Here is a 13,506-nt window from a genome sequence, read left to right on the forward strand (position 1 = left end):
GATGAACGATAACGCGGTGGTTCAGACATTCCGCGTCACGGTCATCGCGGGCAAGTCGGATCGCCGCCCGCTCGCTCCTACAGAAGCAGAACGCGCACGCCGTAGGAGCGAGGCTTGCCCGCGAAAGGCCTCGAGGACAGCGCAAAAACCTAGCTGTAGACCGGCCAGCGCTCGACGATCCGCCCACCGCGCACCGCCAGCAGGTCGCCGAATTGCAGCAGCAGCGCTTCGCTCTGCATTGGCCGCAGGAACACCTGGTCGTCCGGTCCCAGGCCCACGGCGGGCGAGCCGTTGACCATCTCCTGGTTGGAACTGCGGCCGAACAGACCGTTGCTTTGCAGCCCCGCCGGCGACTCGAACTCGGCCTGCCAGTTGCCGCCGTAGATGAAGAATGTCTCGCGCTGGTTCGGGTCCCACCAGGCCAACAGTTTCGACTTGTCGTCCAGCGCCGGGATGCGCACCGGGCCAGTGTTTTTCAGCACCGGGGTGGCGATGTAGGCCGCGGGCAGATGTTCGCTGAGGGATGGCAGGTCGTAATGGGTCGGCTTGAGCATCGCCGTGCCCACCGACACCTCGCTGCTCAACTGTTCCCGCTCATGCATACGGTAGCTGGGGCTGCCGGCGGTATTGAGGGTCAGCCCCGGCTGCCAGAGCGCCGGATGGCGTTGCCGGGTGAAGTCCACGGCGCTCTGGTAGCGCTGCATGACCTTGGCGAACAGCGCTTCGGGCGAGCCGAGAATGCCCGGCACGCCCATGCCGACAAAGGGGTCGTAACCCATGAAACCGGCGAACTCCAGGTGCTGGGGGTTGGCCGCGATCAGGGTCAGCAGCGGCCCCAGGCCGCTGCTGTCCTTCACCCCACCGCGGTGCAGGCCGACGTCCAGCTCGATATTGATCCGCAGCCGGGTGTCCAGGCCGCGGGCCAGGGCCAGGTATTGCTGCAAACGTTCCGGGGTATCGATCAGCCATTGCAACTGCCGGGCCGGGTCGAACCGGCCTTTGTGGCCCTGGTAGAACAGCTGCACCGAGCGCACCGGCAGCGGCTTGCCCAGCAGGATATCCGCCTCGGGAAAACGCAGGGCATCGTGATTGAGGAACGGCTGGTGGAACGACATCAGGCGCTGGGTGCCGGCACGCTGGCCGATGTACGCCAGCAGCCCCGGCGACGGCAGGGATTTCTCCACCAGCCGCAGCTGCTTGCCGCCGCGCTTGACCGACTGCAGCACCACATCGATGTTGTGGTCCAGGCGATCGAGGTCGATCAGCAGCACCGGACGCATCGGGCCGTGGGCCTTGAGTTCCTGGTTCAGCGCGCGGAAATAGTCGCTGTAGGGCCCGCCCCGGTCGGCGGGCCGCAGCCAGGCACCCACCCCCGCCAACAAGGCGCCGACACCCGCCGTACCGAGCAGGAAGTTGCGTCGATTCATGCTTTTTATCTCCCTTCAGACCACGCCCAGGATGGACGACAGGTGTGCATTGAGGAACTTGCCGCCGGGGTCCAGCGCTTCGCGCACCCGGGTGAATTCCCGCCAGCGCGGGTACAACGCCTGCAACTGCCGGGCGTTGAGGCTGTGCAACTTGCCCCAGTGCGGGCGGCCGGCGTACTTCCAGAAGATCGGTTCGATGGCAGCGAAGAAGTTGTGGTGGTCCATGGCGTAGTGCTGGTGCACCGAGATCGAACAGCTGTCGCGGCCCTCGAACATGCTCAGGGCAACGTCGTCGGCCTGGACATAGCGGTACTCGATGGGAAACCAGGTGCGCAGGTCCTTGTCGCGGATCAGCTTGAGAATTTCCCGCAGGCAGGCCGGGCCGTGCTCGGCCGGCACCGAGTATTCCATTTCGTTGAAGCGCACGTTGCGCACGTTGGCGTAGACCTCGTAGGAGTCGCCGACCCGGTCGTCGAAACGGGCGAAATGCCGCAGGCTGTTGAGCAGGGTGCGGCGGGTTTCGGGAAAGTCGCTGAGGTATTTATCGAGGTTCTCGATCAGGCTGACGAACTCGTTGCCGCCCTCTTCCGTCGGGTCCACGGGCGGGGTCGCCGGGTCTTCGGTTTCATTCAGGGCGATCGACAGTGCGTAGTCGGAATGGGTGACCACCAGCATTTCCCAGTGCTGGTTCTCGCGGGTGTTTTTCGCCAGGTCTTCGAGCAATTCCTCGGTCTTGGCGATCCACTGTTTTTCCCGCAGGCGATAGGCCGGGCGATTCTGCAGACGCACCCGGGTGGCCACGCCCAACGCACCGAGGGAGACCCGCGCGGTGTTGAAGATTTCGGCGTTACGGCGGCTGTCGCAGTCCAGCACCTCGCCGCTGGCGGTCACCAGTTGCAGGCCGCACACCTGGGCCGAATAGGACTTGAAGCCGACGCCGGTGCCGTGAGTCGAGGTGGCGATGGCCCCGGCCAGGGTCTGGTAGTCGATGTCGGCCATGTTCGGCAGGGCCTGGCCGATCGCCTTGAGCGGCGCGCCCATGCGCGACATCGGCGTGCCGGCGGCGAACTCGGCCTGCAAGGTGGCGGTATCGTGGCTGAGCAGGCCGCTGAAAAAACTCAGCGACAGCAGCGTGCCGTCGGTGGGCACCAGGGCGCTGAAGGAATGCCCCGAACCCACCGGGCGGATCTTGCCCGGGGTCTGGCGAATCACCTGCACCAGCTCGTCCAGGTCCTTGGGCGCCAGCCGCGCCAGGGGCAGGCAGCTTTGCGCGCCGGACCAGTTGCGCCAGGGAATCAGCCGGGGCGCCCGCGCCAGCTCGGCCAGCAGCGGGTTGCTGGCCAGCGCGCTGAAGGTCCCGGCCACTGCAGCGCGTTGCAACAGCTGACGTCGTGTGAGGGGCATGCTCATGCCAGTGTCCTTGTGCCGGATTATTGGAGGTCTTGTGCGGACATGAAGCGGATCAGGCCGAGGAACTGCTCCTCGGAACACTGCATGCACAGGCCCATCGGCGGCATGCCGTTATAGCCGTTGATGCTGTGGTCCAGCAGGGTGTCGGCGCCCTGGGCGATGCGCGGGCGCCAGGCCTGGACGTCGCCGGTCAGCGGCGCGCCGGACGCCGGGTTGGCGTGGCAGAGTTTGCAGCTGCTGTCATAGATCCGCGCCAGCGCCGGATCGTCAGGCAGCTGTTGCAGGGTGGCCGCCGATGGCGGCGCGGGCTTGTCGCCGCAGGCCACCAGTAGCCCGCCCAGTGCCAGCCACAGGGCGACGCGCCCCAGGCGATACAGCGTGACGACGGATGAAAACCGCAGCGAGGCAGTCGGTGCCGGCATGGTGTTCCTCTCGGGTGACGGTCGGGATCGACCCAGAGCCAACACTAAGGCAGGCGCGGCCACGGCCTGAGGGCATTGCGGGCCAGCGAGGGGGGCATCTGCGGCCAGGCCTGTGAGCGCGATGCGTTGACTGAATCGCCGCTATGCGGCTATCGCGCGCAAGCTGCGCTCCTACAGAAGCAGATGCGCTCTACCCAACCTGATCCGCCAATTGTTCAGCGCCGGTTGAAACAAAGGCTGTTTTTCCAAGGGAAAAAACGGCTACTCTTGGCCCAAAGAACCACACCTTCACACCTCTGCTGCACGACTTTCCGCCATTTTGGCTCAGCTTTTTGCTAAAGACCCGAGACACCAGGGCGTATACCCGTAGAACCAAACTCCTGGAGACCTGTCTCGCCCGTCAGCGCCGGCGCGCTCCAGCCCGCCGGTGCATTGCCCATTGCCATTACGGAATAGAGTCATGACCACAGCCCATCTGTTGAACACGCTGTTTCCCGTCGCCGCCGACATCCCCGAGCAGTACCGCCTGGACGGCCAGGTCGAGCAACGCGAGTACCTGGTCGACGGTCAGTTGCAGACCTGGAACGGGCCCCTGGCCCTGGTGCGCAGCCCGGTGTACCTGGCCACCGCCCATGGCGACGAACAAGTGATTCTCGGCAGCACCCCGCTGCTCGACGCCGACACCGCGCTGACCGCCCTCGACGCGGCCGTGCGCGCCTACGACCGTGGCCAGGGCGCGTGGCCGACGATGCGCGTGGCCGAGCGCATCCAGCACGTCGAAACCTTCCTCGGGCGCATGCGCGAACAGCGCTCGGCGGTGGTCAAGCTGCTGATGTGGGAAATCGGCAAGAACCTCAAGGACTCGGAAAAAGAGTTCGACCGCACCTGCGACTACATCGTCGACACCATCAACGCCCTCAAGGAACTCGACCGCCGTTCCAGCCGCTTCGAGCTGGAACAGGACACCCTCGGCCAGATCCGCCGCGTGCCCCTGGGCGTGGCCCTGTGCATGGGTCCGTACAACTACCCGCTGAACGAAACCTTCACCACCCTGATCCCGGCGCTGATCATGGGCAACACCGTGGTGTTCAAGCCGGCCAAGTTCGGCGTGCTGCTGATCCGCCCACTGCTGGAAGCCTTCCGCGACAGCTTCCCGGCCGGGGTGATCAACGTGATCTACGGCAGCGGCCGGGAAACCGTCAGCGCGCTGATGGCCAGCGGCAAGATCGATATCTTCGCCTTCATCGGCACCAACAAGGCCGCCAGCGACCTGAAGAAACTGCACCCCAAGCCGCACCGCCTGCGCGCCGCCCTGGGCCTGGACGCGAAAAACCCCGGCATCGTGCTGCCGCAAGTGGACCTGGATAACGCGGTCAACGAGGCGGTCACCGGCTCGCTGTCGTTCAACGGCCAGCGCTGCACCGCGCTGAAGATCCTCTTCGTCCACGAAACCGTGGTCGATGCCTTTATCGAGAAATTCAACGCCAAGCTGCTCAGCCTCAAACCCGGCATGCCGTGGGAACCGGGGGTGGCGCTGACGCCGCTGCCGGAGTCGGGCAAGGTCGATTACCTGCATGCCCTGGTGGCCGACGCCATCGACAAGGGCGCCAAAGTGGTCAACCCCGGCGGCGGCGAAACGCGGGCGTCGTTCTTCTACCCGGCGGTGCTGTACCCGGTGAACAGCCAGATGCGCGTGTACCAGGAAGAGCAGTTCGGGCCGGTGGTGCCGATCGTGCCGTATCGCGACCTGGAAACGGTGATCGACTATGTCCTGGAATCGGACTTCGGCCAGCAGCTGAGTATCTTCGGCACCGAGCCGGCACAAGTCGGGCATCTGGTGGACACCTTCGCCAACCAGGTCGGGCGGATCAACCTCAACGCCCAGTGCCAGCGCGGCCCGGACACCTACCCCTTCAACGGGCGCAAGAACTCCGCCGAAGGTACGCTGTCGGTGCATGACGCGTTGCGCACCTTCTCGATCCGTACCCTGGTGGCCACCAAGTTCCAGGAGAGCAACAAGGAGCTGATCAGCGACATCATCCGTAACCGCGAGTCGAGCTTCCTGACCACCGATTACATTTTCTAGAAACGGAGAACTTCCCCTGGGCCAGACCTTCCGCCTGCCACCGCTGTTGCGCCGCTTCCTGCTCCCGGTACTGGACCCGTATCGGCGCTACCGCTACGCCAAGCTGATCCATGCGGTGCGCGTGGCCCTGGGGTTGCTGGCCACCATCGCGCTGACCACCGGCCTCAATCTGCCCCACGGCGAATGGGCGTCGGTGACCATGCTGGTGGTGATCGGCGGCTTGCAGCACCACGGCAACATTGGCAAGAAGGCCGCGGAACGGGCCATCGGTACCCTGATCGGCGCGGGCGTCGGCCTGGTGCTGGTGGTGCAGCAGGCTTACCTGGGCCTGTCCTGGCTGACCTACCTGGGGATGTCGGTGGTGTGCGGGTATTTCTCCTATCACGCCATCGGCAAGGGCGGCTACACCGCGCTGCTGGCGGCGATCACCGTGTTCATCGTCGCCGGCCACGGCGACAACCACGTCAGCGATGGCCTGTGGCGCACCGTGGATATCCTCATCGGTATCGCCCTGGCCCTGGCGTTCTCCTTCGCCATTCCGCTGTATGCGGTCTACTCCTGGCGCTACAACCTGGCCAGCGCCTTGCGCGACTGCGCCACCCTTTACGGACGCATCATCGGCGGCCAGTCGGTGACCGACGACGAACACCTGAAGTTGCTCGGGCGCCTCAATAGCACCTTGCTGCAACTGCGCTCGCTGATGCCCTCGGTGTCCAAGGAAGTGCGGATCTCCATGACCGAACTGGACGCCATCCAGCGCAACCTGCGCATGTGCTTCAGCACCCTGGAAATCCTCGGCAATACCCGGCCGGACCTCAGTGCCCCACAGGCCCGCGAACAGTTGCAACAGCTCATGAAGCATGAGCACCGGCAGGTGCGCATACAGCTGGTGGGCATGGCCCGCGCCCTGCAATCCGGCGCCACCAGACGCCTGGGGCGGCCCCTGGATGGCCCGGCCTCCTCGCCCCTCGACACCTCGGTCTACAGCGCGCTGGACGGCTACCGCCTGCTGACCCGGCAACTGGTGGCCACCCTCGACGAGATGCGCCAGCGCCTGGCGAAAAGCGCGGAGCACTGGAAGATCTGAGTGCGCCGCGCCTGCCGCCAGACCGCGCCGGCTAGAACAACTCGCTGAACGGAATGAAGCGCGCCGGCTCGCCGGCCCGCAAGGTGCTGCCCTCGAGGATTTCCACCAGCCCATCGGCCCATGAAGCGCCCAGCAACACACCGGAACTCTGGTTCGGATAGAGCACCGCACGGCCCTCCTCCAGCCTGGCCCGCAGGTATTCGCGGCGGCCTCCCGCTTTCGGCCAGTCGAAACCGACGCTGACCGGGAAGCTCAAGGGCATGACCTCTTCGACGCCCTGGATGCGCAACAGATACGGCCGGGCCAGCAGGCCAAAGGTCACCAGGGCCGAGGTCGGGTTGCCGGGCAGGCCGATCACCGGCACGCTGCCGAAGCGCCCCACGGTCAGCGGCTTGCCGGGTTTTATCGCAAGCTTCCAGAACACCGGGGTGGCGCACTCGCGCAGTACCTGGCCGAGGCAATCGGCGTCGCCGGCGGACACGCCGCCGGTGGTCAGGATCAGGTCCGCGGCGCACTGCAATTGTTCCAGGCGCAGCCGGGTCTGCTGCGGCTGGTCGGGGAGAATTCCGGCATCGACCACCTCGCAGCCCAGGGCGCTCAACCAGTGACTGAGCAGGGTGCGATTGCTGTTGTAGATGCAGCCGGGGCGCAAGGCGGTGCCCGGCTCGGCCAGTTCATCGCCCGTCGACAACAACGCCACCCGTGGCCGCCGCACCAGCGGCAGATGGGTGCAGCCCTGGGCCGCGGCGATAGCCAGTTCGAAAGGCCCCAGGCGTTTGCCGGCGCGCAGCAGCACTTGTCCGGCGCGGTTCTCCTGGCCTTGCGGGCGAATATTCTGGCCGGCCTTGAGCGGCTGCTTGAAGCGCACGCGACCGTCGTCAAGCAGCTCGACGTTCTCTTGCATCTCGATGCTGTTGGCGCCCTCGGGCAGCGGCGCGCCGGTGAAGATTCGCGCGCAGGTGCCCGGCCGCAACGGCTCGGGGGCCTGGCCGGCGAAAATGCGTTGCGACACCGCCAGCGGCTGGCCGTCCCAGGCATCGAGGTTCAAGGCATAACCGTCCATGGCGCTGTTCGGCCAGGGCGGCAGATCCAGGGTCGCCACCAGGTCGCTGGCCAGCACCCGTTGCCGCGCCTCGCCCAGCGCCACCGGCTCGCTGTCCTGCAAACGTTGCGCCTCGGCCATGGCCAGCAAGCGGGCGATGGCCTCCTCCACCGGCATCAGCGCTGAGGCGCTCATCCGCGAGTCCCGCAGGCTTGCACCTGCTTGAGGTGCGGCACGAAATTGCACGGCCGGTGGCGGGCGTCCAGTTGCTCGGCAAGGATGCCTTCCCAGGCCGTCCGGCAAGCGCCCGTGGAGCCTGGCAGGCAGCACACCAGGGTGCCGTTGGACAGCCCGGCCAGGGCCCGGCTCTGCACGGTGGAGGTGCCGATATCGAGAATGGAAATCGCCCGGAACAGCTCGCCGAAACCGTCGATCCGCTTGTCCAGCAGGCAGCTCACCGCCTCGGGCGTGCTGTCGCGCCCGGTGAAACCGGTGCCGCCGGTAATCAGCACCACCTGGATAGCTTCATCGGCGATCCACAGGGCGACCTGGGCGCGGATCTTGTACAGGTCATCCTTGAGCAGGTTGCGCTCGCTCAGGGTATGGCCAGCTTCCAGCAGGCGGCTGACGAGCAATTGCCCGGAGGTGTCGGTGGCGTATTCGCGGGTATCGCTGACGGTCAGCACGGCAATATTCAGGGGGACAAACAATGCATCCGATTTCACACTCATGTCTTTCTCCGGCGGGCAGTCATAAAAACCATGGCCAGAGGCTAAAGCGCTGAAACCGTCGGTGTCTAATCACTCTGGCCGACCACTTTATCGAGCCCATCTATCAAGGACTCTTTCCCCCTGGAGTACCGGCCCACGCCGGTGAAATCCGCGGCCGATAGAGCCTTTTGATCGCTCATTCGATACTTCCGATTGGACTCGAAGGGGCGACAATGAGATCGTCTGAGCCCCCAACCAGCGTGCCTCGAACAATGACCCCGACCTGCCCCGCCGCCCCTTCGTCCATCCCCTGCTCGGTGCTGCTGCTGGCCGGCGGCCGTGGCGCGCGCATGGGCGGCCGGGACAAGGGCCTGCTGCCCTGGCAGGGCAAGCCGCTGATCGCCCATGTGCAGGCGGCGGTCCGACCTTTCACCGACGACCTGATCATCTCTTGCAACCGCAACGCCGAGCAGTATCGGGCCTATGCCGACCAACTGGTCGAAGACTCGCAGAAGGATTTCCCGGGGCCCCTGGCGGGCGTGCTCGCCGGCCTGGCCGTGGCGCGTCATCCGTGGCTGCTGGTGTTCGCCTGCGACGCGCCGAAAATCGACGGCGCGCTGATCGGCGCCATGCTGGCGGCGCGCCCCGCCCCGGACTCGGTGCTGATGGTGCAACAGGCCGGCCACTGGCAACCCATGTTCAGCCTGATCCCCAAGGCCTTGCTGGCGAGCCTGCAACACGACTGGGACGCCGGCGAACGCAGCCTGCAACGTGCCTTGTCGAAGCACCGGCCGCAGGCCCTGGTCTGCGCCGAGGACGACCCGCGCCTGAGCAACTTCAATACCCCTGAGCTACTTTTTTAACGGCGTTTTTTTACAGCTCCGCGTGCCACCGAACGGACGCACAGTCTTTTCCTCCAAAGGTCGGATCGGGATTTCCCGGCGCTTCGTGCATCCTGGACTTACCCCTGACATCAAACCCTTCTTCAACAGGTGCCATCGTGGACATCAAACAACTCAAGTTCCTTATCGCCCTGGACCAGACCCGACACTTCGGTCAGGCCGCGGCGCGCTGCCACATCACCCAGCCGACCCTGTCCATGCGCTTGCGCAACCTGGAGGACGAGCTGGACCTGGTGCTGGTCAAGCGCGGCCAGCGTTTCGAAGGTTTCACCGAGGCCGGCGAACGGGTGCTGGCCTGGGCGCGGACCCTGCTCGCCGCCCATGACGGGCTGTTCGCCGAGGCCGCCGCGTGCCGTGGCCAACTGGTCGGTAGCCTGCGCCTGGGCCTGGTGCCGCTGAGCAGCTTCAACCCGATCGGCTACGTCCAGGGTCTTTCCAGGAGTTTCCCGGAGCTCAAGTTCGCCCTGTCGTCCATGAGTTCGGACCAGATCATCGAAGGCCTGGGCAACAACCAGCTGGACCTGGGCGTGTGTTACCTGGACCACGTGAACCCGAACTATTTCGAATTTTTCGAGATCGGCGAAACCCGCGTCGGCCTGCTGTACGACACCCGCCACTTCCATTTCGAAGGCAGCGAAATGAGCTGGGAAGAGGCCGCCGAGCTGCCCCTGGGGATGATCAGCAATGGCATGCACTACCGCAAATCCATCGACCTGAGTTTCCGCAGCCGCGGCCTCGACCCGCAGCCGATCCTCGAAAGCGATTCGACCTATCAGCTGTTCCAGGCGATTCACGAAGGCTTCTGCTGCTCGATCATGCCGCTGTCCAGCACCCTGGAAAACCCGATCGAGAACCTGGCCTTCATCAACCTGCCGGATGCCAGCGTGCTGGCGCCCCTGGGCCTGGTGATGCGCAAGACCGAACCGCGCTCGGCCATTGCCGAAAAGTGCTTTGCCGAAGCCAGGAAACTGTTTGCCGGGCAAGCGCCAACGGCCGACTGAAGGTGCTGCGCCGCAGGGCGCATCCCTGCCCTACCAGCGACTGGCGGCCAGTTGGTCGCTCTCCCTGCCCTGCACCCAACGCTCGCCGGACGAGGTCTGTTCGCGCTTCCAGAACGGCGCGCGGGTTTTCAGGTAGTCCATCAGGAAGGCGCAGGCCTCGAAGGCCGCCTGCCGATGGGCGCTGGCGACGCCGACAAACACGATCGGCTCAGCCACCTGCAACGCCCCCACCCGATGCACGACCCTTACCCGTTGCAATGGCCAGCGCTCATGAGCCTCATCGACGATGCGCTGCAACGAACGCTCGGTCATGCCCGGGTAATGTTCGAGGAACAGGCTGCCGACCTGCTCCCCCAGGTTCAGGTCACGCACATAGCCGACGAAGGTCACCAGCGCGCCAACGCCGGGGTCCCCGCCGTGCACCTCGCGGTGCAGTCGATCGAGGTCGAAGGCCTCGGCCTGGACGTACACGGTCATGGCTCAGCCCCCGGTGACTTGCGGAAAAAACGCGATCTCGTCGAAGTCCTCGATGGGCGCGTCGAGGTTGCACAGGTCCTGGTTCAGCGCGCACATCAGGCTGGTTTCGCCGAGCACCGCCTGCCAGGTCTCGCCCCTGGCCATCAGCAACGTCCTCACGTCGCCGACGCTGCGCAACGAATCATCCAGCGCGATCTTCTCGCCGCCGATACCGAGCTGCTCGCGATAACGGGCAAAGTAGTTGACCAGGATCATGCTGTGACTCCCGCGTCAAAGCTGCCCGATCGCCCGCCCTGTTTCTTCAGCAGCTGGATGCTGTCGATGACCATCCCGCGGTCGACCGCCTTGCACATGTCGTAGATGGTCAGCGCGGCGACGCTGGCCGCGGTGAGGGCTTCGAGCTCGACACCGGTGCGGCCGTTGAGCCGGCAGGTGGCGACAATCCTGACGCTGTCGGGCTCGACCGCCTTCAGTTCGAGGTGAATCGAGCTGAGCAGCAACGGGTGGCACAGCGGGATGAGCTCATGGGTTTTCTTCGCCGCCATGATGCCCGCGATGCGCGCGACCGCGAACACGTCGCCCTTGGGGTGGCCGTTGCGCTGGATCAGTTGCAAGGTGGCGGGCTGCATGCGCACCCAGGCCTGGGCCTGGGCTTCTCGGTCGGTGGGCGGCTTGTCGCTGACATCGACCATGTTGGCCCGCCCTTCGGTGTCCAGATGAGTCAGGATCGTGGAATCGTGGTTCATGGTTATCCTCGCAGCCTGTTGGCTGGGTTGAGTGATGTGGCCCGGGGGAACCGGGGCGAATGCATGGGCGTCGGTCAGCTCAGCACGAAGTCCACCGGTTGCAGCACCGGCGGCAGCTGGGTGGCCCCCAGGGCATCGAGCACCTCCCGCTCGATGGTGCGCACCAGGGCATTGGTCGGCAGGTCGTTCTCGTCCCGGCCGAAAGGGTCTTCCAGCTCGTCGCCAATGGCGTCCAGGCCGAAAAACGTGTAACTGACGATGGCCGTGAAGATCGGCGTCAGCCAGCCCAGGGGCTCGGCCATGGCAAAGGGCAGCAGGATGCAGAACATGTAGCTGGTGCGGTGTAGCAACAGCGTGTAGGGAAAAGGCAATGGCGTGCCCTTGATCCGCTCGCAGACGGTCTGGGCGTTGGTCAGGCTGCTCAGGTGATTGGCCAGCAGCGTGTAGCGCCATTCGCTGATCGCCCCGGATTCGGCCAGGGTCGAACACTGTTGGCCGACATGGCGCAGGATGCTGTCCGGCACGTTGGGCGCCTGGGCCGGCGGCAACTGGCTCAGCCAGGTGCCCGCCGCGCTCAGCTCGTCTTCCTGGCGCAGCCTGGCGTTGAGCGCATGAGCGAAGCCGCAGAGGTCGCGCAGGATCCTGCCGCGCTGCCGCGGGTCCTTGATCGCCTGGGTTTCGCGGATCATCGAACGCACCTCAGTCACCAGCGTGCCCAGGGCCTTGCGCGCTTCATACCAGCGGTCGTAGCAGGCGTTGTTGCGAAAGCTCATGAAGATCGACAGCGACAGGCCCAGCAGGGTGAACGGCGTGGCATTGACCCTGGAGAAATAGGTCGGGTACAGGGTCTCGATAAACACGATGGCCGAGGCCAGCAGGGTCACCAGCAGGCTGCGCAGGGCGATGCGCTTGGCAATCGAGCCCTTGAGGGAGATCAGCACATTGATCAGGTTGGGTTTGGATCTGACGATCATCGCAAGACAGCCTTTTTGCAGAGGGGAAAACCGCGCGGGCTAGCCGCCGGTCATGTTCATGAACCGCACCACTTGCACCTCGTCATTGAGTGCGAAGTTGTGGCGGTACGGCTTGATTTTCATCGCCTCGATGATTGCCCGCTCCAGGCGCTGCGGCTCGCCCGGATGGCTGCGCAGCACCTGCTTCAAATCGACCGAATGCTCGTTGCCCAGGCACAGCAGGAGCCGGCCCTCGACGGTCAGCCGCACCCGGTTGCAGGTGGCGCAGAAGTTGTGGCTGTGGGGCGAGATGAACCCCAGGCGAATCTCCGGTGCCTCGGCCAGGCGCCAGTAACGCGACGGCCCCTGGGTCGATTCGGTGGAGTCGATCAGGGTGTAGCGCTCGGCGATGCGCTCGCGCACCTGGGCGCTGGAAAAGAACGCATCGGCGCGGCTGTGTTCGCTGATCACCCCCAGGGGCATCTCTTCGATAAAGGAGATGTCCAGCCCACGGTCGATGGCAAAGCCCACCAGGTCGTTGATCTCGTGATCGTTGCGCCCTTTCATCACCACGCAATTGAGCTTGGTGTGCTGGAAACCGGCGGCGTTCGCCGCATCGATGCCGGCAATCACCTGGGCCAGGTCGCCGGTGCGGGTCAGCTCGCGAAAGCGCCTGGCATCGAGGCTGTCGATGCTGATGTTCAGGCGCTTGAGCCCGGCCTCGAACAAGGGTGCCGCCAGCTTGCCCAGCTGCGAGCCATTGGTGGTCATGCACAGCTCACGCAGCCCCGGCAGCGCGGCGATGCGCCGGCACAGCTCGACGACGCCCGGGCGGATCAAGGGTTCGCCCCCGGTCAGGCGGATTTTCCGGGTGCCCAGGGCGACGAAACTTTGCGCCAGCTGATAGAGCTCCTCCAGGGTCAGGATCCGTTGCCGCGGCAGGAACTGCATGTCTTCGGCCATGCAATACACACAGCGAAAATCGCAGCGATCGGTCACCGACATTCGCAGATAGTCGACTCGCCTGGAAAAACCATCCTGCAGGATTCGATCTGACATTACCGCCTCCGTCAGCACTTCAGGTGTATCGACCCGAGTGCCGTTATTGGAAGGCCACCGTTATAGAGGGCCTTGTTTGAGGCAAGACTAAGGACATTTCAAATCACCGTCTAATTGCTATTAACAACCGGTTGATCGATGGGATTTATCAGAAGAAAAATCATCCAATTCCGGACCGGATTAA

Annotated in this window: 14 protein-coding genes; 4 read left to right on the forward strand and 10 right to left on the reverse strand. The window is 64.9% G+C overall.

Translation table 11 applies throughout. The annotated features are described in order from the left end of the window. Nucleotides 1-149 precede the first annotated feature (149 nt). The 3 genes from AC07PQ_RS03610 to AC07PQ_RS03620 all read right to left on the reverse strand — a co-directional run bounded on the left by AC07PQ_RS03610 (nucleotide 150) and on the right by AC07PQ_RS03620 (nucleotide 3,259). Nucleotides 150-1,358, reverse strand: coding sequence for a DSD1 family PLP-dependent enzyme (locus AC07PQ_RS03610; RefSeq protein ID WP_493184855.1), 1,209 nt, complete (start codon nucleotides 1,356-1,358; stop codon nucleotides 150-152). An 84-nt stretch (nucleotides 1,359-1,442) separates the two neighbouring features. Then, entirely contained in the window at nucleotides 1,443-2,771 is a 1,329-nt protein-coding gene (locus AC07PQ_RS03615) for a D-arabinono-1,4-lactone oxidase (RefSeq protein WP_493184854.1), read from the reverse strand. 86 nt (nucleotides 2,772-2,857) lie between these two features. After that, nucleotides 2,858-3,259 (reverse strand): c-type cytochrome, encoded by a 402-nt coding sequence (locus AC07PQ_RS03620; RefSeq protein WP_493184411.1) that lies wholly within the window; start codon nucleotides 3,257-3,259, stop codon nucleotides 2,858-2,860. A 460-nt stretch (nucleotides 3,260-3,719) separates the two neighbouring features. Between AC07PQ_RS03620 and AC07PQ_RS03625 the strand changes: the two genes are divergently transcribed. After that, complete coding sequence (locus tag AC07PQ_RS03625; protein ID WP_493184410.1) at nucleotides 3,720-5,345, forward strand: NADP-dependent glyceraldehyde-3-phosphate dehydrogenase; 1,626 nt, start codon at nucleotides 3,720-3,722, stop codon at nucleotides 5,343-5,345. Between the two features lie 46 nt (nucleotides 5,346-5,391). Continuing rightward, nucleotides 5,392-6,432: an FUSC family protein gene (locus tag AC07PQ_RS03630; protein ID WP_007929332.1), complete on the forward strand. Its 1,041-nt coding sequence runs from the start codon at nucleotides 5,392-5,394 to the stop codon at nucleotides 6,430-6,432. A 31-nt stretch (nucleotides 6,433-6,463) separates the two neighbouring features. Here the strand turns inward: AC07PQ_RS03630 and AC07PQ_RS03635 are convergent, their stop codons facing one another. Continuing rightward, nucleotides 6,464-7,669 (reverse strand): molybdopterin molybdotransferase MoeA, encoded by a 1,206-nt coding sequence (locus AC07PQ_RS03635; protein WP_493184409.1) that lies wholly within the window; start codon nucleotides 7,667-7,669, stop codon nucleotides 6,464-6,466. Next, nucleotides 7,666-8,205: a molybdenum cofactor biosynthesis protein B gene (gene moaB / locus AC07PQ_RS03640; protein ID WP_007929328.1), complete on the reverse strand. Its 540-nt coding sequence runs from the start codon at nucleotides 8,203-8,205 to the stop codon at nucleotides 7,666-7,668. Before moaB ends, AC07PQ_RS03635 begins: the two co-directional genes overlap by 4 nt. Before the next feature lie 251 nt (nucleotides 8,206-8,456). Here moaB and mobA point away from each other — a divergent pair, with 251 nt between their 5' ends. Both mobA and AC07PQ_RS03650 read left to right on the forward strand, forming a co-directional pair. After that, nucleotides 8,457-9,047, forward strand: coding sequence for a molybdenum cofactor guanylyltransferase MobA (gene mobA / locus AC07PQ_RS03645; RefSeq protein WP_493184408.1), 591 nt, complete (start codon nucleotides 8,457-8,459; stop codon nucleotides 9,045-9,047). A gap of 137 nt (nucleotides 9,048-9,184) precedes the next feature. Further along, nucleotides 9,185-10,087: a LysR family transcriptional regulator gene (locus AC07PQ_RS03650; protein ID WP_007929324.1), complete on the forward strand. Its 903-nt coding sequence runs from the start codon at nucleotides 9,185-9,187 to the stop codon at nucleotides 10,085-10,087. A gap of 30 nt (nucleotides 10,088-10,117) precedes the next feature. Here the strand turns inward: AC07PQ_RS03650 and moaE are convergent, their stop codons facing one another. The 5 genes from moaE to moaA form a co-directional block, all read right to left on the reverse strand. After that, on the reverse strand, nucleotides 10,118-10,564 hold the full coding sequence (gene moaE, locus AC07PQ_RS03655) for a molybdopterin synthase catalytic subunit MoaE (RefSeq protein ID WP_007929323.1): 447 nt from the start codon (nucleotides 10,562-10,564) through the stop codon (nucleotides 10,118-10,120). 3 nt (nucleotides 10,565-10,567) lie between these two features. Continuing rightward, nucleotides 10,568-10,819 (reverse strand): MoaD/ThiS family protein, encoded by a 252-nt coding sequence (locus AC07PQ_RS03660; protein ID WP_007929322.1) that lies wholly within the window; start codon nucleotides 10,817-10,819, stop codon nucleotides 10,568-10,570. Then, the gene (gene moaC, locus AC07PQ_RS03665) at nucleotides 10,816-11,292 is read right to left on the reverse strand and encodes a cyclic pyranopterin monophosphate synthase MoaC (protein WP_493184853.1); all 477 of its coding nucleotides are present in this window, start codon (nucleotides 11,290-11,292) and stop codon (nucleotides 10,816-10,818) included. The genes AC07PQ_RS03660 and moaC overlap by 4 nt, the downstream gene beginning before the upstream one ends. Nucleotides 11,293-11,384: 92 nt before the next feature. After that, entirely contained in the window at nucleotides 11,385-12,284 is a 900-nt protein-coding gene (locus AC07PQ_RS03670; protein ID WP_493184407.1) for a bestrophin family protein, read from the reverse strand. A gap of 39 nt (nucleotides 12,285-12,323) precedes the next feature. Next, nucleotides 12,324-13,322: a GTP 3',8-cyclase MoaA gene (gene moaA, locus AC07PQ_RS03675; RefSeq protein WP_007929319.1), complete on the reverse strand. Its 999-nt coding sequence runs from the start codon at nucleotides 13,320-13,322 to the stop codon at nucleotides 12,324-12,326. Between the last annotated feature and the right edge of the window lie 184 nt (nucleotides 13,323-13,506).

It is taken from the genome of Pseudomonas sp. GW821-FHT09E12 (genome assembly GCF_059416085.1).